Annotated in this window: 17 protein-coding genes and 2 pseudogenes; 16 read left to right on the top strand and 3 right to left on the bottom strand. The window is 58.6% G+C overall.

Annotated features, from left to right (window positions below):
- The 14 genes and pseudogenes from AXF19_RS00725 to AXF19_RS00660 form a co-directional block, all read left to right on the top strand.
- A pseudogene (locus AXF19_RS00725) lies at window positions 1-366 on the top strand (ribonuclease R); the annotation flags it as partial.
- A gap of 9 nt (window positions 367-375) precedes the next feature.
- A complete protein-coding gene (smpB, locus tag AXF19_RS00720; RefSeq protein WP_009655063.1) occupies window positions 376-849 on the top strand; it encodes an SsrA-binding protein SmpB in 474 nt (157 codons plus the stop codon).
- Between the two features lie 12 nt (window positions 850-861).
- Window positions 862-2,211, top strand: coding sequence for an amino acid permease (locus AXF19_RS00715; protein WP_066843725.1), 1,350 nt, complete (start codon window positions 862-864; stop codon window positions 2,209-2,211).
- Between the two features lie 218 nt (window positions 2,212-2,429).
- The gene (locus tag AXF19_RS00710; protein WP_066843722.1) at window positions 2,430-3,101 is read left to right on the top strand and encodes a hypothetical protein; all 672 of its coding nucleotides are present in this window, start codon (window positions 2,430-2,432) and stop codon (window positions 3,099-3,101) included.
- A 50-nt stretch (window positions 3,102-3,151) separates the two neighbouring features.
- Window positions 3,152-3,523, top strand: coding sequence for a DUF488 domain-containing protein (locus tag AXF19_RS00705; protein ID WP_066843718.1), 372 nt, complete (start codon window positions 3,152-3,154; stop codon window positions 3,521-3,523).
- A 203-nt stretch (window positions 3,524-3,726) separates the two neighbouring features.
- A complete protein-coding gene (locus tag AXF19_RS00700; RefSeq protein WP_066843715.1) occupies window positions 3,727-4,665 on the top strand; it encodes a sugar-binding transcriptional regulator in 939 nt (312 codons plus the stop codon).
- 24 nt (window positions 4,666-4,689) lie between these two features.
- Window positions 4,690-5,082: a transcriptional regulator GutM gene (locus AXF19_RS00695; RefSeq protein WP_066843712.1), complete on the top strand. Its 393-nt coding sequence runs from the start codon at window positions 4,690-4,692 to the stop codon at window positions 5,080-5,082.
- 28 nt (window positions 5,083-5,110) lie between these two features.
- Window positions 5,111-5,665: a PTS glucitol/sorbitol transporter subunit IIC gene (srlA, locus tag AXF19_RS00690; protein WP_066843709.1), complete on the top strand. Its 555-nt coding sequence runs from the start codon at window positions 5,111-5,113 to the stop codon at window positions 5,663-5,665.
- A gap of 24 nt (window positions 5,666-5,689) precedes the next feature.
- On the top strand, window positions 5,690-6,688 hold the full coding sequence (gene srlE / locus AXF19_RS00685) for a PTS glucitol/sorbitol transporter subunit IIB (RefSeq protein ID WP_066843706.1): 999 nt from the start codon (window positions 5,690-5,692) through the stop codon (window positions 6,686-6,688).
- 39 nt (window positions 6,689-6,727) lie between these two features.
- On the top strand, window positions 6,728-7,537 hold the full coding sequence (locus tag AXF19_RS00680) for an SDR family oxidoreductase (protein ID WP_066843703.1): 810 nt from the start codon (window positions 6,728-6,730) through the stop codon (window positions 7,535-7,537).
- Between the two features lie 264 nt (window positions 7,538-7,801).
- Complete coding sequence (locus tag AXF19_RS00675) at window positions 7,802-8,266, top strand: hypothetical protein (RefSeq protein ID WP_066843700.1); 465 nt, start codon at window positions 7,802-7,804, stop codon at window positions 8,264-8,266.
- Between the two features lie 90 nt (window positions 8,267-8,356).
- Window positions 8,357-10,099 (top strand): nuclease-related domain-containing DEAD/DEAH box helicase, encoded by a 1,743-nt coding sequence (locus AXF19_RS00670; RefSeq protein WP_066843698.1) that lies wholly within the window; start codon window positions 8,357-8,359, stop codon window positions 10,097-10,099.
- Window positions 10,092-10,622: an Appr-1-p processing protein gene (locus tag AXF19_RS00665; protein WP_066843695.1), complete on the top strand. Its 531-nt coding sequence runs from the start codon at window positions 10,092-10,094 to the stop codon at window positions 10,620-10,622. The genes AXF19_RS00670 and AXF19_RS00665 overlap by 8 nt, the downstream gene beginning before the upstream one ends.
- Before the next feature lie 184 nt (window positions 10,623-10,806).
- Window positions 10,807-12,252 carry an ATP-binding protein gene (locus tag AXF19_RS00660; protein WP_066843692.1) on the top strand — a complete coding sequence of 482 codons (1,446 nt, stop codon included), beginning with the start codon at window positions 10,807-10,809 and terminating at the stop codon, window positions 12,250-12,252.
- Between the two features lie 52 nt (window positions 12,253-12,304).
- Here AXF19_RS00660 and AXF19_RS00655 read toward each other — a convergent pair whose 3' ends face one another.
- The 3 genes from AXF19_RS00655 to AXF19_RS00645 form a co-directional block, all read right to left on the bottom strand.
- Window positions 12,305-13,816 carry a Na+/H+ antiporter NhaC family protein gene (locus tag AXF19_RS00655; protein WP_066843689.1) on the bottom strand — a complete coding sequence of 504 codons (1,512 nt, stop codon included), beginning with the start codon at window positions 13,814-13,816 and terminating at the stop codon, window positions 12,305-12,307.
- A gap of 94 nt (window positions 13,817-13,910) precedes the next feature.
- Window positions 13,911-14,618: a response regulator transcription factor gene (locus AXF19_RS00650; protein ID WP_066843686.1), complete on the bottom strand. Its 708-nt coding sequence runs from the start codon at window positions 14,616-14,618 to the stop codon at window positions 13,911-13,913.
- Complete coding sequence (locus AXF19_RS00645) at window positions 14,615-16,111, bottom strand: sensor histidine kinase (protein ID WP_066843683.1); 1,497 nt, start codon at window positions 16,109-16,111, stop codon at window positions 14,615-14,617. Before AXF19_RS00645 ends, AXF19_RS00650 begins: the two co-directional genes overlap by 4 nt.
- A 182-nt stretch (window positions 16,112-16,293) precedes the next feature.
- Between AXF19_RS00645 and AXF19_RS00640 the strand changes: the two genes are divergently transcribed.
- Together AXF19_RS00640 and AXF19_RS14850 are read left to right on the top strand one after the other, a co-directional pair.
- The gene (locus AXF19_RS00640) at window positions 16,294-16,947 is read left to right on the top strand and encodes a PepSY domain-containing protein (RefSeq protein ID WP_066843681.1); all 654 of its coding nucleotides are present in this window, start codon (window positions 16,294-16,296) and stop codon (window positions 16,945-16,947) included.
- A gap of 276 nt (window positions 16,948-17,223) precedes the next feature.
- Window positions 17,224-17,682: pseudogene (locus AXF19_RS14850) on the top strand (methyl-accepting chemotaxis protein); the annotation flags it as partial.

The raw sequence follows: 17,682 nt of genomic DNA, 5'->3' as shown, positions 1-17,682 counted from the left end.
AAACGCGTGCAGGAGGGCGAGCGTGCGGCGCGCACGGCGGCGGCAAGCGTGCCCGCAAAGCCGCGCACGGCTGCACAGAGGGCGGATGGTACGCGCGGGCAGCGTCCTGCGCGTGCACCACAGACAGGCACGGAGCGGCGTAATCGCGGGCGCGGCAGATTCTCGGATCGCTACGATGACGAGCGCGGCCCACGCGACTACCATCGCGTCAAGGTGACGGGGCTGAACAGCGCCGTCTGGCCGGATCCGCCGGGCTACCGCGCGCAGAGACCTGACGCGGAGCCGTCGGAGAAGCCTCGTCGCGCGCCGCGTCCCGCACGCCGCATGAACCGCAAGACAGAGGGCGGCACCGGCAACGCCGAATGAGGAATTTCTATGGGAAAGAAGAACGAAAGCATCAAGATCGCCTGCGAGAACCGCAAGGCGCGTCATGACTATTTTATCCACGAGACCTATGAGGCGGGCATGGAGCTCGTCGGGACGGAGGTCAAGTCTCTGCGGGCAGGACGCGCGAACCTGCGCGACAGCTACGCCTACATCAAGAACGGGGAAGTATTCCTCGACCACATGCACATCAGCCCCTACGAGCAGGGCAACCAGTTCAACCACGATCCGCTGCGCGTCCGCCGCCTGCTCATGCACAAGGCGGAGATTCTGAAACTCTTCGGCAAGACGCGCGAGAAGGGGATGACCCTCGTCCCGCTGAAGGTCTATTTCAAGCGCGGGCGGGCAAAGCTGGAACTCGCGCTCGCAAGCGGCAAGCACAACTATGACAAGCGTCAGACGCTCAAGGCGAAGTCTGCAAAACGTGAGGTGGAGCAGGCTCTCAAAGAACGTCAGCGCGGCTAGACAGGAGTTTTTATGCAGGGACAGGAAGCATCGCCCGCCCTTCGGCGTGGGCTCAAGAACAGACATCTCCAGATGATCGCGCTTGGCGGAGCGATTGGGACAGGGCTTTTCTACGGCTCGGCATCCACGATTGCACTCGCGGGACCTGCGGTCATGCTCGCCTACCTTCTCGGCGGCATCATGATCTTCTTCATCATGCGCATGCTCGGCGAGATGGCGGTCGATGAGCCGGTCTCCGGCTCGTTCAGTCACTATGCGGGCAAATACTGGGGCGACTTTCCGGGCTTCCTCTCCGGCTGGAATTATTGGTTCAACTACATCATCGTTTCGATGGCGGAGCTCGCGGCGGTCGGCATCTACATGAACTTCTGGCTGCCCGATCTCCCGCAGTGGCTCTCCGCACTCCTCTGCCTCGTCATCATCACCGCGCTCAACCTCACGAATGTGCGCGCGTACGGCGAGATGGAGTTCTGGATGGCGCTCGTCAAGATCACGGCGATTGTCCTCATGATCGGGCTCGGCGGCTGGCTGCTCGTCACGGGCGCACCGTTCCCCGCGAACGTCAGCAATCTCTGGGAGCACGGCGGCTTCCTGCCGAACGGCTGGTGGGGATTCCTCCTCGGCACCGCCGTCGTCATGTTCTCGTTCGGCGGCATCGAGCTCATCGGCATCACGGCGGGCGAGGCGGAGGATCCCGACCGCACGATCCCGCAGGCGATCAATCAGGTCATTTGGCGCATCCTGATCTTCTACGTCGGCACGATGGCGGTGCTCATGGCACTCTGGCCGTGGAACGAGGTCGGCATGGAGGCAAGCCCCTTCGTGCAGATCTTCCGGAACGTCGGCATTCCCGCCGCCGCGCACATCCTGAACTTCGTCGTGCTGACGGCGGCAATCTCTGTCTACAACTCCGCGATCTACAGCAACAGCCGCATGCTCTACGGACTCGCGCAGCGCGGGGACGCGCCGCAGGTGCTGAGGAGTCTCTCCGCGCGCGGCGTGCCTGTGCTCGGGATACTCATTTCCTCGGGCTTTACGCTCATTGTCGTATTCCTCAACTATTTCTTCCCGGGCGACGCATTTCTCTATCTCATCTCGATTGCGACCTGCGCCGCCGTCATCAGCTGGGTGACAATCGTCGTGACGCATCTGAAATTCCGTCGGAAGATGGAGCGCGAGGGCAAGGCGATCAAATTCCGTGCGCCGTTCTATCCATGGATCAACTACATCTGCCTCGTCTTCCTCATCGGCGTTGTCGTCATGATGGCGCAGATCCCGGGCATGCAGCTCGCCGTGCCCATCCTGCCCGCATGGCTGCTCGTGCTCTGGCTCGGCTACCGTTCGCGGCGGAGAAGAGGATAATACGCTCAGCCTCCCCCGTCGGTACGGGGGAGGGGGATCATGCGCAGCATGGTGGAAGGGGCGCTGAGCATCCGGACAAGACTGACAAAGGGCTGCTGCACGAGTCAAAATGACTTTGTGCAGCAGCTTCTTTCTTGTATACCGTCTTTTTCATTAGACAAAAATAATTTCTTGTGCTAAAATACCTAATAAAATTTCGACAGTGAGGAGGAACGATTATGATTTGCAAGGAATGTGGAGCGAAAATCGAGCGACTTACGCGTATTTGCCCGCATTGCGGCGAGCGGGCACTGATTGATGATGAGCTTGAGACATGGAGCTTCATTGCGGATACGGCGGACAAGCACAGGCGCGAAATGCCCGAGATCGTTGCCCTCAACGATCCCGTGCCGATTCCGACGGAGCGTGCTGCGCAGATCGACGGGCTGGAACGGCTGAGAGATTATTTCATCCATCACAGCAACCTCTATCAGGTGCTCGAGGATCTGGACTACATCGAGACGGGCATGAACCGCCCGTCCCTTCCTCTCTGGGTGCTCGTCGGCGGACTCACTGCGGCGCTCGTCTATCTGCCGCTCTCACCGTTCCTGCCCGAGTTCGTCTGGGCGTATTACTTCGTCCTCTGGGGCGCGGTCACGACCATCGGCTATCTGCGCGCGGGACGACGCTACGAGCGACGCAAGGCGGAGTATGCGCTGCTGCGCCGCCACGCGGAGAACGATCTGCACGCGATGTATAACGACTGTGCGGACTGCTTCCTGCCGCTGGCATGGACGCCGCCGCCGCGCATCAACCGCATGATCGACGCGCTGCGCTCGGGAGAGTTCGCCACGGTCGGCGAGTACATCCTGAAGAATGACCCCGGCTCTGGAAAAAAGCTCGCAGCATAGAACACTGTCACTTATGAGATGATTATTTCACGTATGTGGGGGTGGGCTGAATGGCTGAGATTCGGGTCAAACGTATTTATGAGGCAATGTCTGCGGATGACGGCTTTCGTGTGCTCGTTGACCGCCTCTGGCCGCGCGGTATCTCAAAGGAACGTGCGGCACTTGATGACTGGTGGAAGGATATTGCTCCATCGCCGGAACTCCGTACGTGGTTTGGACACAAGGCGGAGCATTTTGAGGAATTTGCTGTGAAATATCGCGTGGAACTCTCGACAGGAAGGGCTGCACCGACTTATATGGTAACGGTAGCTGAACATCTTGCAGCAGGGGAAAATGTAACGTTGCTCTATGGGGCGAAAGATCCTGCGGTCAACCATGCCCGTGTCTTGCAGGAATGGATGTATGCGATGATGGATAAGTGAAAAGACGTCATCACTTATGAGATGAATACTTCACGTATGTGACGATAAAAACTGAAAATGACCGAAAAACGCTGTGGATTGCAGAATCCGCAGCGTTTTTGCTTGTCATAAATGGGGATTCACGCTATATTCAGCTTGTCAGGACGACAATAGCGCTAAACCTTCACAAATGTGAAGATAGATTCTCTCGGGAGGAAAACAATATGCAGGCCGTGGACAAACGGATCCTTATCAAGGCGGCAAACCTTTACTACACAGACGGTTTGAAACAGGGGGAGATTGCGGCGCGTCTCGGCGTTGACCGCACGACGGTGAGCAAGTATCTGAAACGCGCCCTACAGGCGGGGATTGTGCGCATCACGGTCGAGACGGACAGCAACGAGGAGCTCGAGAGCGCGCTCGAGCGGCGCTTTGGGCTTCGAGAAGCGTACGTTGTCGCACGTAGCATTGATCTCGAGCAGGTCAAGCGACGCATGGCGCAGGCGGGGCTGAGTCTCCTGCGGCGCATCGTCACCGACGGGCAGACCATCGGGCTGGCATGGGGGACGAGCATCCGCGAGCTGACGCGCTGTGCGGCGGCGGAGCGCCTGCACCCCGTGAGCGCGGACTTCGTCCCACTCGACGGCGGCCCCGAGAGCGTGGACAGCGACCTCCATGTGAACACGCTCTGCTACGAGCTTGCAAACGCCTTCGGCGGGCGCAGCCACTACATCTACGCACCTGCGATTGCACGCACGGCGGAGATTGCAGCGGCGATCCGACAGGATGTGAACTTCGAGCAGATCACAGATTTCTGGGCGCGGCTCGATATCGGCATCGTCGGCATCGGCGCGCCCGTAAAGTCCTCAAACCTGGTCTGGATGGGCAGCTTCGGGCGTGAGGCGATTGAGAGCCTCCTGCGCGAGCGCGTGGTCGGGGAGATTTGCTCCATGTTCTACGACATCGAGGGGCGTCCCGTTATGACCGAATTTCAAGACCGCATCATCGCCGTCGAGCTCGCGCGACTCCGCGCGCTGGACTACAGCATCGGCATGGCGGCGTCGCGCGAGAAGGTGCCCGCGATCCTCGGGGCACTGCGCGGACATTTCATCAACGTCCTCATCACGGATGAGGAGACGGCGAAGATTCTGCTGAACGAGTGAACAGAAAAGAAAGGAACGATGAGAATGCTCTGGCTTGTTTTGATTGCCGTACTTATGTGGGTGCTCCAACTGGTTCTGAGCATTCTCCAGTTCCGCCGTTTTGCCGCCCATGTAAAGGAGATGCGGCGCGAGGGACGCGTCGCCATCGGCAAGGCGAAGGGGCGCTTCGTCGCGGGGGCGATTGTCCTCTTTGTCATCGACCCTGCGTGCAATATCGTGCGCGGTGAGATCATGAAGGGCGTCACCGTATTCGCGGGATTCCGCCCGTTCGACGACTTTACGGGCAAGAATTTGCTCGATCTCGATGAGGAGAGCGTTGCGGGCTATGACCGTCAGACGCGCCGCGCCGTGCTCGGTGCGCGCGATGAGTACATCATCTATCAGGAGCAGGGCGAGACCCTTGCCGGTCACGCATAAAACTTGTTTCCATTGAAAGGAGAAACGCATGGATACCTTGATTCTCTTTGCCGAGGGCTTCATCGGCATGTTCAATAAGGGCGGCGAAACCCTCATCGGGTGGGTCTCGGGCATCATCCCGACCCTCGTCTGCCTGCTCGTCGCGATGAACGCGATCGTCCTCTTTGTCGGCAACGAGCGCGTTGAGAAATTCGCCCACCTCTGTGCGGGCAACCCCATCTCCCGCTATGTCGTCCTGCCGTTTATCGGCGTGTTCTTCCTCTGTAACCCGATGGCGCTCTCGCTCGGCAAATTCCTCCCCGAGTATTACAAGCCCTCCTACTATGCGGCGTCCTCGTCCGCGTGCCACACGATGAACGGCATGTTCCCGCACGTCAACCCCGGTGAGATGTTCGTCTTTCTCGGCGTTGCAAACGGCATCACGACACTCGGCCTCCCGTACACGGATCTGGCACTGCGCTATCTGCTGGTCGGCCTTGTCGTCAATTTCCTGCGCGGCTGGCTCACGGACTTTACGACAGCGTATGTGCAGCGTCAGCAGGGCGTAAAGCTCAGCAAAGAACCCACCGTCCTCAAGTCGTAAGAAAAGCCGAAAGGAGAAAATATCATGAGCGAATACAAGAGCGTTATCGTATCGGCGGGCTCGGGCGGCTTCGGCGGCCCGCTCACCCTTACGCCGGATGAGAAGAAGAACAAGATTGTCAACATCACAGGCGGTGTGATCTCGGATGTCGCCGTGCGCCTCGGAGAAATGACGGGTGCGGAGGTCGTGGACGGCTTCAAGACCAGCGTTCCCGAGGACGAGATCCTTGCAGCCGTCATCGACTGCGGCGGTACGCTGCGCTGCGGCATCTACCCGCAGAAGCGCATCTTCACCATCAACATCAAGCAGACGGGTGCCTCGGGGCCGCTCGCGCAGTACATCAAGCCGGACATCTACGTCTCGGCGGTCAAGCCTGCAAATATCGCATTCAGCGACGGCACAGCTGCGCCCGCAGCAGCCCCCGCAGCCGCAGCACCTGCAGAGGAGACTGCGCCGAAGTACGACACCTCGAAGAAGATCACGGAGCAGTCCGGCAGCCTCATGGCAAAGGTCGGACAGATGATGGGCGGCATTGTCGCGACATTCTATCAGGCGGGACGCGAATCCATCAATACACTGATTACAACGATTCTGCCGTTTATGGCATTTGTTTCCATGCTGATCGGTGTCATTCTCGGCTCGGGCTTCGGTGACTTCGTGGCGCATTTTGTCTCGCCGCTCGCGGCATCTCCGATCGGGCTTGTCATCCTCGCACTGATCTGCTCGTTCCCGCTCCTTTCCCCGTTCCTTGGACCTGGGGCGGTCATCGCACAGGTCGTCGGCGTGCTCATCGGCGTTGAGATCGGACTCGGACACATCCCGCCGAACCTCGCGCTCCCCGCAGTCTTTGCGATCAACGTGCAGTGCGCCTGCGACTTCATCCCTGTCGGTCTCGGCCTCGCTGAGGCGGATGCAAAGACCGTCGAGATCGGCGTGCCCGCCGTCCTGTATTCGCGCTTTATGACCGGCCCTCTCGCCGTCATCATCGCATGGGTCGCAAGTGCCGGACTTTATGAGAACTGAGTTGTTTCGCTGGAAAATCGTGCAGAAGGAGAATAGATTATGAGCTGGTTGCATCTGGAAGGAAAAACGGCAATCGTCACGGGCGGTGCGTCAGGCATCGGCAAGGCCGTTGTGGAGGCATTTCTCGAGCAGGGTGCGAACGTCGTCGTCTGCGACATGAACCCCGAGGCACCTGTATTCGATGAAAAGCGCGGCAAGATGCTCTACGTCGTCACCGATGTGACGAAGCGCGCGAGCGTCGAGGCGATGGTCGCAGAGACAAAGAAGAAATTCGGCGCGATCGACATCCTCGTCAACAATGCGGGCATCAACATCCCGCGCCTTCTCGTCGACCCGAAGGATCCGCACGGGAAATACGAGCTGGACGACGCCGTCTTCGACAAGGTGACGGCGGTCAACCTGAAGGGCGTCTACCTCTGCGCACAGGCAGTCGGACGTGAGCTCGTCGCACAGGGACACGGCGTCCTCATCAACATGAGCTCCGAGAGCGGCATCGAGGGCTCCGAGGGACAGAGCATCTACGCCGCAACGAAGAACGCCGTCAACTCCTTCACGCGCTCGTGGGCGAAGGAGTTCGGGAAGTACGGCGTGCGCGTCATCGGCATTGCGCCCGGCATCCTCGAGGCGACGGGGCTGCGCACCCTCGCCTATGAGGAGGCGCTCGCCTATACGCGCGGCATCAGTGTCGATGACCTGCGCAGGGGCTACGCGAGCACGAAGACCACGCCGCTCGGACGCAGCGGCAAGCTCACCGAGGTCGCCGACCTCGTCGTCTACCTCGCCTCCGACCGCGCCTCCTATATCCACGGCGTCACCTACAACGTCGCGGGCGGCAAGACGCGCGGATAAAGCAAAACAATACTATAAAGACAAAGTCCATCTCATGAGAGCAGAATTGCTCCTGAGGTGGGCTTTAAAGTTGTTAAATTGAAATTGAAAAACGCTTTACCAAATAGTAGGATAATATTATAATAGGAAACAAGTAAATATTTTGAACCGTCCATAGATGCTCGCACGATAAAATGCAAAAGTCGCCTGCCAGGTGACCTTTTCCATCCATTTGTGACCTATACTGAATCTAGTTTTGGTCAACAGTATAAGGAGGAGATACTTATGTCATGGGTGAAAAATGGTCTGCTGCTCGCTACGGGCGGCATCATCGGGCTCTGTGTGGCGGCGGCTCTGGAGGCGGACAATGATGAAAGCGAGCGCAGCGAAGGACTGTGCGATGTGGACGGCATCGCCGTTCTCGGTGAGAAGCTGCGCCGTGAGGCGGAGTGGGCGATGGAAGAGTGCACGAGCGACGAAGAGCGTGCCGCCGTCTACGCCGAGCTGAAGGCGAGCATCGGCGCATTGCAGGAAAAACTGGGACAGCGCGGTGCGGAGATCATCGCAGAGCTCGAAGCGCAGTTCGAGGAAAAAGGCGAGGACACTGCGCTGAATCCCTCAACGATCGCATCCAGCGAGCGTACGCAGAGCATCCGCGCAGCAGTGGACGAACTCGCACAGTCGCTGGATGAGACGTTGAAGGGCTTGCAGGCGAAAAAATTTGAGATATCAGGTGCAGCCGCATCGTAGCGCGGCAGAAAATAAAGGACGGCACAGACCTCCGAGATGGTGTAAAATATACACGGATATCGGAGGTCTTGCTATGAGGAGGAGATGCCTATGGCACGATTCTATCCCGCATTTGTGGGGGATTTTCACGGGAGCGAGGGCGAGCGGCTGGCGTATCAGGCGCTCGAGTCGCTCGGCGATGACTATACGGTGTTTCACTCCTACTGCTGGCTTGGGGACGGTGCGCGTACGGCGCCGCAGGGGGAGGCGGATTTTGTCGTACTCCACCCGCAGCGCGGCATCCTTGCGATCGAGGTGAAGGCAGGCGGGATTGCCTACGAGGACGGCGCGTGGCAGCAGACGAACCGCCGCACGGGCGAGACGAAGGTCATTTATCCCTTTCAGCAGGCGGAGAACAGCCGTCAGCGCATCCTCTCCGAGCTGCGCCGCAGAATGCCGCAGAATGTCCCTCTCGTTGGCAAGGCGGTCTGGTTCACATCCGTGCAGATTCCAAAGGGGAAGGCGCTGCCGCTCGAGTCCCCGCGCGAGATTATCCTCGATGCGGACGATCTCGGCACGCCGAAGGCGCGCATGGAGGCAACCTACAACTATTGGCACACGCTGCTCGGCATTCCGGAGCGCGCGCAGCCGGCATCGGTGTTTCGGCAGATCGTTCAGACTTTGCAGCCTGTCTTCCGCATCGTAGAGACGATTTCGTCCGTATCGCGGGCGGTGGAGCAGTCGACGGCGCGCCTGACGAATGCCCAGTTCACTCTGCTCGAGTATCTTGCCGACCAGCGCACGGCGGCGATTCATGGCGCGGCGGGTACGGGCAAGAGTCTGCTTGCGGCGGAGAAGGCGCGTATGCTTGCGCGCGAGGGGCAGAAGGTGCTCTACATCTGTTTCAACGAGTTCCTTTTGAGCCGTCTGCGTTCCTGCCGTTGGGATGCGCATATCACGATTCACAATGAGCGTACGCTCGCAGAGGAGCTGATGACGGATCGTCAGCTGCCCATTACGACCGTGCTGCGGGAGTTCGAGGCGTTCTTTCAGAACGAATTTGACGATACGCTGTGGGAATATCCGAACATCATCGTGGATGAGGCGCAGGATTTCCCAAGCCCGCTGCTCGAACATCTTGCGCTCCTTGCCGAGCTGCATGACGGCGCATTCTACGTCTTTTACGACCGTGGGCAGACGATTATCTCGCGCCGCGTCGAGGGACATACGGTGCAGACCGCGCCGCAGTGGATTGACGCTCATATGGACTGCCGCCTCGTGCTCTACCGCAACTGCCGCAATACGGCGGAGATCGGGCGGACGGTGCGCAGCTTCCTCACGGGCAGGCAGAGGAACTATCTGAACGAGATTCACGGCAAGCGTCCCTGCGCCGTCTTTGCTCCCGACATACATGCACTCGACACTGCCGCCGCTGACTTTGTGCAGCGGATGCGCAGCGAGGAAAAGCTCGCGATTGAGGACATGGTGATCCTCACGGTGTCGACCCTCGAAAAAAGCGCGTTCAGCGGACTGAACGAACTTGGGGGGATTCCTGTGTCCAATCAGCCGGAGGCGGGAAAACTCTGGTTCACGACGGTACGCCGCTACAAGGGGCTCGAGGCAAAGGCTGTTCTCCTCGTGGATGTGCGCGTGTCGGCTCTCACGAATCCGACCTGTCAGCGGCTCATCTATGTGGGCAGCTCGCGTGCGACGGCATATCTGGAGACGCTCTTCCTCGATGATGTCCCGCACGAAGATTATGCTGCCCTCACCGCGCAGCTTGGTGGAGGTATCGCCGCCTCATCGCAGGGGATTGCGGACTGGCTCGGAATGGAGTGCAGGACAGATGGATGAACGGCTTCTTGCAGAGCTCGCGGCATATATTGCAGCGCATTACGAAGTGGAACGCGGCAAGCTGCGCCATTTTCGCATCGACGATTTGCGTACAATTACGGGGCCCCGCACCCCGTCCATAGACCTCCTTGGAGCAATCAACGGACTGCTCAGCAAGATGGAGGACAGTTTTTCGGAGCGGCTTCTGTATCTGATCGAGCGGACGGGGCGCAAGCCCGCCGAGATCTATACGAAAGCGGGCGTGACGAAGGCGCATTTCTCCAAGATTCGTACGGACAAGCACTACCATCCGACGAAGGAGACGGCGCTCGCCTTTGCCATCGCCCTGCATCTCTCGCTCGCGGACGCACAGGATCTCCTGCGGCGCGCGGGCTATACCCTATCGCACAGCAGCGAGAGCGATCTCATCGTCGAGTTCTTCCTCGTGCAGCGCAAATATAATGTCGACCTCGTGAATATCTGCCTCGATCACTACGGGCATAAGCCGCTCACGAACCGTAGGGGGAGTGCGGCGGTCGAATGACGGCTAATCTTATACGAACGAAAAAACCTGCCGGAATGTTTCCCACGTGGAGATGTTTCAGCAGGTTTGATGTTTTGGAGAGAGAATCTGTATTTTTGCAAGCAATAATTATATCTATACTTATAATTATTGTTTGCAAAAATGCAGATGGATAGTATAATCTTGAAAAGAGGAGGTGAAGGGAATGTCTATAATCGGAAAAGAAGCCATCCTCAAGGTGCTCACCGGGTACAATCCGTGGTGGAGGACAGGTGCGATTGATCAGAGAATGGCAAAGACATATAAGAGATTTGCTTTTTTTGAGGCAATGCAGTGGCTTGAACAGCGATCGCTGCGCAGGAGTGTTGTATTGAGGGGGGCGCGGCGCGTTGGAAAGACGACCATTCAGTATCAGATGATTCAGGCGCTCTTGGACAGAGGTGTCGCACCACAGCGCATTGTCTTTATTTCGATGGATCATCCCATGCTGAAGCTGAGCGGGCTTGACGAGGTTCTCGATTGCTATCATGAAAACATCCATGCGGAACAGGATGTCTATTATTTCTTTGATGAGATACAGTACGCTCAGGATTGGGATCGGTGGCTGAAGATTATTTACGATACACAGCCCGATGCACAGATTGTCGCAACCGGCTCGGCAAGCCCCGTTCTCATCAAGGGCAATCAGGAGAGCGGGACGGGGCGATGGTCGGTTATCTCTGTTCCGACGCTTTCCTTTTACGAGTACTGTGCGCTGCTTGATCTGCCGAGACCGCAGCTGGAAGAGGCGCAACAGGTGACAGATCTGCTCCATATGCCGCAGACGATGCGGGGGCAGATGATGGTGCAGCTGTCACAGGTGCAGAATTATTTTATGCGCTATCTGCAGGTGGGCGGATTCCCTGAGCTTGCTCTTTCTGACAACGATCTTCTGGCGCAGCAAATTATGCGTGAGGATGTCGTGGACAAGGTGCTGAAACGAGATCTGCCTTCCCTGTATAAAATTCGCAATGTGATCGAGTTGGAGCGGATATTCCTTTATCTGTGCAGTGTATCCTCGGAGATTGTTTCGATTGATGCGATTGCGAAGGAGCTCAGCGGCGTTTCCCGCAGCACGGTTGAGACCTATATACAGTACATGGAAAGTGCAAACCTCATCTATCAGAGTTGGCCCGTTGATATGGCGGGCAAGAAGGTGCTTAAGGCGAAGCCCAAAATCTACATCGCAGATGCGGCGATTCGCAATGCCGTGCTGATGGACGATTCTGTTCTGACGAATCCGGTTCAGATGGGGAAAATTGTGGAGACGGCAGTGTATAAACACGTGGCTGCATTTTATCATTCGTACGTTACATCGGTCGGATATTTTCGGGGAGGACGGCGCGAAAAGGAGATCGACATCGTTGTCGACTATCCGCATGCGAAGAATATCCTGATCGAGGTGAAGTATCGTGAAAATGCCGTCATTCCCCCAAGCGACGCAATCAGCGAACTGGCGGGGGAGTCGGCTGCAGCGATTGTCGTTACAAAGAGTGCGGGTGATTTCGGCATTCAGCAAACGAAAAGCGGGGCAGAGCTGCTGCGGATTCCCGCGTTTGCGTTCCTCTACCTCCTAGGACATGCGGAACAGGACGGGTATCGTAAAGCATAATAACGCCGTCGATGAGGTACAGCCCCATCGGCGGCGTTTGCATTTCGGTTATTTACTTTTCGGCGGAGGTCACGCGCGTGGAGATTGCTGCCATTGTGAGGGCGAGGGTAGCGATGCCGACGGCGAGGCCGATGTAGCCGTTACCCGTGAGTCCGTCGGCGATGTAGCCGAGGAGGGAGCAGGAGGCGACGACACCAACGTAGGGCAGCTGTGTCGATACGTGGTCGAGGTGGTGGCACTGCGCGCCCGCCGAGGCGAGGATGGTGGTGTCGGAGATCGGCGAGGCGTGGTCGCCGCAGACCGCACCCGAGAGGATGGCGGCGACGGAGACGACGAGGATGTCAGGAGCCGTTTGTCCGAGAACGGCGATGGCAATCGGGATCAGGATGCCGAACGTGCCCCAGCTCGTGCCCGTGGCGAAGGCAAGCCCTGCCGCGACAAGGAAGAAGAGCGGCGGCAGGAACATGACGACGCCCGCATTTGCCGAGACGACAGAGCCGACGAAGCCGCCGAGATCGAGGTACTCCTTGCTGCAGATGCCCGAGAGCGTCCACGCGAGGCAGAGGATGAAGATGGCGGGGGTCATCGCCTTGAATCCCCAGCCGAAGCTGTCGCAGAAGACGTTGAACGAGACGACGCGGCGCGGCAAATAGAGCAGCCCCGTGAAGACGAAGGCGATGAACGAGCCGAGCACGAGCGACTTCGACGAGTCGCAGTTCGCAAAGGACTCCGCGATGCTGTTGCCCTCGTGGATGCCGCCCGTGTAGAGCATGCCGTAGACACACGCGCAGATGAGGACGAGGAGCGGCAGCATGAGGTCGATCATCTTGCCGCGACCCTCGCTTGCCGCGCTCGCGGATGCCTCCGCCGTGTCCTGATACTCCTTTGGAATCTCGAAATGGGCGTTGGATCGCCGCACGCTGCGCCGCATTACACCGAAGTCGCGCCCCGTCCAGATGATGAAGAGCATGAAGATGAGCGTCAGCCATGCATAGAGGTTGAAGGGAATCGTCTGCAAAAAGAGCATGAAGCCGTCGATGTGACTGTTCTCGGGCAGCGAGGAGCCGACCGCCGCCGCCCAGCTTGAGACGGGGGCGATGATGCAGATCGGTGCGGCAGTTGCGTCGATGATGTAGGCGAGCTTTGTGCGCGCAATCCTGAATTTATCCGTGACGGGGCGCATGACCGTGCCGACGGTGAGGCAGTTGAAGTAGTCGTCGATGAAGATGACGATGCCGAGCAGCACGGTCACGAGGGACGCACTGCGCTTGCCCTTGATCGTGCGCGTCGCCCACTCGCCGTACGCATTCATCGCGCCCGAACGCGTGATGGCGGCAACGAGGATGCCGAGGATGACGAGAAAGACGAGGATGTTGACATTGCTGCCGACCTTGTCCGCCATGACCTGAAACATCGTGAGCGTCGCCTGTAGAAAGTTCCCGCCCGCAAATAGCATTGCGCCCGAGAAAATGCCGATGATGAGCGACATATAGACTTCCTTCGTCCAGAGCGCGAGGACGATGGTGATGATCGGCGGCAGAATCGACCATGCGGTTGCTGTCATGAGTTAGATACACTCCCTATAATTTTATGTTTTACAACACCGCTTCCCATTATACCAAAAAAATGGAATTTGGCAAAACATTCACAGTGAAAATTCACGCCTCGCCTGTCGCCTCGCTGTTAAATCGGTAGCCCGCGCCCCAGACTGTTTCGAGCCAGCATGGATGAGATGGATCAGCTTCAATCTTTTCGCGCAGACGGTTCATGTGAACGGAGACGGTGGAGGTGCTGCCCATCGCGTCGAGATCCCAGACGCGGTCATAGAGCGTCTCCTTGCTAAAGACAATCTGCGGATGCTCGGCGAGAAAGAGGAGCAGATCGAACTCGCGCGCGGCGAGATGTACCTCGCGTCCCGCGACGAAAACGCGGTGCGTCCACGGCTGGATCTCGAGCGCGCCAAAGCGCAGGACGGTGGGGGTGGTCTGCGCGCCGCCCTTGAGGCGCTCATAGCGTGTGATATGCGCCTTGACGCGTGCGGCGAGTTCGCTCGGGCTGAACGGCTTCACGATGTAGTCGTCCGCACCGAGTCCGAGCGCGCGGATCTTGTCCACGTCCTCGAGGCGCGCCGAGACCATGAGGATGGGGATGTCGAGCGTCTTGCGGACATCGCGGCAGATGGCGAAGCCGTCTGCGCCCGGCAGCATGACATCCAGCAGGAGGAGACTGTATTCGCCCGTGAGCGCGAGACGCTTGCCCTCGTCGCCGTCGGATACGATGTCGACGGCGAACCCACTCGCCTCGAGATAGTCGCGTTCCAGTTCGGCGATGTCACTATCATCCTCGACTAAGAGTATCTTCTTCATTTCATATCCCCCTCGCTTGCAATGGGTAGGAGCAGCACGATGCACAGCCCGCCCCCGGGCGACTTCTCTGCGCGCACGCTGCCACCGAACGCTGTCATGATGCGGCGCACGATGGCAAGCCCGAGTCCGCTGCCGCCCGCGACATTCGTGCGCGCCGTGTCCGTGCGGTAGAAGCTGTCAAACAGCTTCGGCAGTTCTGCGGCATCGACTCCGATGCCGTCGTCATCGCAGCGGATGGCGAGCTGCGAGCCCTCCGCTGACAGCGACATACGTATGTGCACATCGGTGCCGCGCCGATATTTGCTGCTGTTTTCCCACAGGTTTTTGAGGATGCGTGCGAATTCACTGCGGTCAATCCGTATCTTTGCGCTCGTGCTCGTCTTTTCCATCGAGAGATGCACGCCGTCCTCGGCAAGGGCGGGGGCGTGTTCACGGATGTATTCCGTGAGGAAGTCACGCGCGCTGACTGTCTCCCATGTGAGCGGCAGCTCATCCGTATCGAGGCGCAGGAACTCACGCAGACGCGAAGTCAGGCGTTCCATTGTTGCGGCGGACTGGCTGATGCGTTCGGCGTATACGCGTTGTTTCTCGGGCGTGCGCGCAATGCCGTCGAGAATGCCGCTCGCATAGCCCTTGATCGAGGTGAGCGGCGTTGCAATGTCGTGGAGGATGCCGATGAATAGTTCCCTGCGCTGCGCCTCCTCCCGTTCCTCGCGTGCACGTGCGCGTGCGAGCTCCCTGCGCATATCGTCGAATGCACGGCAGGTCGCGCCCACCTCGTCGCCTCCCATCGGCGGGAGTTCATGACTCAGATCGCCGCGCTGAATCGCGGCGGCGGCACGGCGCATTTCCGCGAGCGGCATGAGGATCTGTGCGGAGAGCAGCCGTGCGAGATAGCGTCCGAGGAGCAGGATGCCCGCCGAGGTCGTGAGGATGAGCAGGATGAGCGCGGCGTTCAATATGAAATCCCGCGTATCGCGTGAGATCGGAGGCGGCTCATCGCCGCGCATCATCGGCACGTCGCCCGCGCCCATGATGATGACCCCGCTCCGCAATCCCTCATAGCGAAAGACAAGCCCGTCCCTATCCCAACTGAGGGCAGATCCGCGTGCGCCGCATTTGCGTGCAACGATGCGGGGGATTTCTTCCGCGTTGCTCCCCGGCGTCAGATAGGATTTGTCCTTGTCCTTTGCCGCGACGAGGACGCGGATTCCTGCGTCCTCGAGGACATGGATGTCGCGTTCGACATCATGCAGCTTGAACTTGCGCTTCTCCGAGGCGGCGCGCAGCGAACTCAGCGCGACCTGCACGGAGAGGGTCTGTCCCTCCTCCGGCCAGAGGAGGGCGAGCGCCTGTTGCTGCAGAGTGCCCGCATGGCGCAGACCGCCGAGCAGCACCGCACCGATGGCGACGAGCACGGTGATCGGGATGACGATCATGAGTGCATTCGTCACGAGCAGTTTTGTCTTGAGGGACAGGTCGTGCAGCCGCATGGGACACCTCTCTTTCATTAAATCCTCTGCCATTATAACCGAAATGCACGAAAAAATCTGCGCGCCGAGAGGAATTTCAAAAAAGTTATTTTTGTGTTTACACTTTGTTTAGAATTTCCCCGTATGATGTACCCATCAGCAATGATAAACATGAACGCCGCAAGGCAGAGGAGGAAATCATCATGGAAATGCAGAATGTCAAGGATCAGGTCGCGAAGGTCTTCACCCCCGCACGTCTCAAGAAGGCGGTAGCGTTTGCCGTACTCGTCGGCATCGTCACGGCGGGCGGCGCGTACTATCACCATCAGCAGGCAGAGGCACGCTCGGTCGCCGAGAAGCAGGCGCGCTCGGAGATGGTCGCGGCGCAGGCGGAGCAGCGTGGCGTCGTTCTGCTCGATGAGGCGAAGGTGCGCTCGATCGCAGCGGAGGCGATCGGGAAGTCCGAGTCGGAGCTGAACTTCCGCTATGTCTACCTGACAGAGAAGGATCACGATAAGGATGGCAAGCATGACAAAAAGCATCGTGACGGCAAACATGACCGCAAGCATGACGACAGGGAGCGACGCGATGGACGTGATGGGCAGCCCGGCATGATGCCGCCTCCGCCGGCAGCACCCGTACAGGCAGATGGTGCAGCCGCACAGCCCGCACCGATGGCAGAGACCTCAGCGAATGTGCCCGCAGCACCTCCGGCGAATGGCGTGCAGCAGCCGTTGTTCCATCCCGCCTACAAGGTGAAGTGCTATGCCGGCAATGTCGAGTACAAGCTCTACATTGATGCTGTGACGGGCACAGTGCTCTCGAGCAAGGTGGATGTGGACGACGATATTTTCTGAGCATATATGATGCAGGCAGCGATCCGCGCGGGTCGCTGCCTTTTGTATTTGTGCGAAGAATGCAGTGTATGGAATCTGTCGATGGGAGGGAAATTGGCATAAATAAAATTTTATGAAAGCAGGAGATTATAAGGACGCGGCGAATTAGATAATCGTATACAAATTGTTTTACAGCGGCAGCCTTTACTGTCGTCTTTACGCGCGCATTTCATGCGAAGGAACGAAAGCCTCCTTCTGCAAGAGATGGGGGGTGCGCAGGGGAAAGGAGAGAATATTTTGCAGGAACAAGGGCAAAAGCAGGGAAGGGGTATCGGTTTTCAACTGAATGCGATTACGCTCATCGGCGTGGTCGTCATGGTGACGATCCTCGTTTCATTTGTTGGCTATCGTGCCTATGACGAACTTCTCGCTACGGGGACGCGGGCGCAGTTCAACGAGCTGGAGGGACGCTCGACGGCTGTCATCAGTCGCTATGAGTCCATTTGTCAGTCTGGTCAGGATCTGCGTCAGCGCATCTATACACTCATGCAGCAGCCGCCCCAGGCGCGCAGCCGCGACGCACTGAATCAGATGCTCGCCGAGGCAATTGAGGCAAATGACAACCTCGTCGGTGTTGGCGTCGTGTTCGAGCCGAATGCATTCGATGGACAGGATGCCGCGCATGTCACCGATCCTCTCTCCGATGAGACGGGACGCGTGATACCTTACGTCAGCCATGAGGGCAGCGGACTGGAG

Source organism: Selenomonas sp. oral taxon 126 (genome assembly GCF_001683335.1).
Lineage (GTDB): Bacteria > Bacillota > Negativicutes > Selenomonadales > Selenomonadaceae > Centipeda.
The sequence above is the reverse complement of the archived record's forward strand: the minus strand, read 5'-3'. Positions and strand labels throughout refer to the sequence as shown.

What these genes read in the sequence shown, in the direction of transcription:
- AXF19_RS00705 (WP_066843718.1), top strand. Translation starts at nt 3,152, where the DNA reads ATGGCTGAGATTCGGGTCAAACGTATTTATGAGGCAATGTCTGCGGAT.
- AXF19_RS00710 (WP_066843722.1), top strand. Translation starts at nt 2,430, where the DNA reads ATGATTTGCAAGGAATGTGGAGCGAAAATCGAGCGACTTACGCGTATT.
- AXF19_RS00655 (WP_066843689.1), bottom strand. Translation starts at nt 13,816, where the DNA reads ATGACAGCAACCGCATGGTCGATTCTGCCGCCGATCATCACCATCGTC.
- smpB (WP_009655063.1), top strand. Translation starts at nt 376, where the DNA reads ATGGGAAAGAAGAACGAAAGCATCAAGATCGCCTGCGAGAACCGCAAG.
- AXF19_RS00675 (WP_066843700.1), top strand. Translation starts at nt 7,802, where the DNA reads ATGTCATGGGTGAAAAATGGTCTGCTGCTCGCTACGGGCGGCATCATC.
- srlA (WP_066843709.1), top strand. Translation starts at nt 5,111, where the DNA reads ATGGATACCTTGATTCTCTTTGCCGAGGGCTTCATCGGCATGTTCAAT.
- AXF19_RS00695 (WP_066843712.1), top strand. Translation starts at nt 4,690, where the DNA reads ATGCTCTGGCTTGTTTTGATTGCCGTACTTATGTGGGTGCTCCAACTG.
- AXF19_RS00640 (WP_066843681.1), top strand. Translation starts at nt 16,294, where the DNA reads ATGGAAATGCAGAATGTCAAGGATCAGGTCGCGAAGGTCTTCACCCCC.
- AXF19_RS00645 (WP_066843683.1), bottom strand. Translation starts at nt 16,111, where the DNA reads ATGCGGCTGCACGACCTGTCCCTCAAGACAAAACTGCTCGTGACGAAT.
- AXF19_RS00680 (WP_066843703.1), top strand. Translation starts at nt 6,728, where the DNA reads ATGAGCTGGTTGCATCTGGAAGGAAAAACGGCAATCGTCACGGGCGGT.
- AXF19_RS00660 (WP_066843692.1), top strand. Translation starts at nt 10,807, where the DNA reads ATGTCTATAATCGGAAAAGAAGCCATCCTCAAGGTGCTCACCGGGTAC.
- AXF19_RS00665 (WP_066843695.1), top strand. Translation starts at nt 10,092, where the DNA reads ATGGATGAACGGCTTCTTGCAGAGCTCGCGGCATATATTGCAGCGCAT.
- AXF19_RS00700 (WP_066843715.1), top strand. Translation starts at nt 3,727, where the DNA reads ATGCAGGCCGTGGACAAACGGATCCTTATCAAGGCGGCAAACCTTTAC.
- AXF19_RS00650 (WP_066843686.1), bottom strand. Translation starts at nt 14,618, where the DNA reads ATGAAGAAGATACTCTTAGTCGAGGATGATAGTGACATCGCCGAACTG.
- srlE (WP_066843706.1), top strand. Translation starts at nt 5,690, where the DNA reads ATGAGCGAATACAAGAGCGTTATCGTATCGGCGGGCTCGGGCGGCTTC.
- AXF19_RS00670 (WP_066843698.1), top strand. Translation starts at nt 8,357, where the DNA reads ATGGCACGATTCTATCCCGCATTTGTGGGGGATTTTCACGGGAGCGAG.
- AXF19_RS00715 (WP_066843725.1), top strand. Translation starts at nt 862, where the DNA reads ATGCAGGGACAGGAAGCATCGCCCGCCCTTCGGCGTGGGCTCAAGAAC.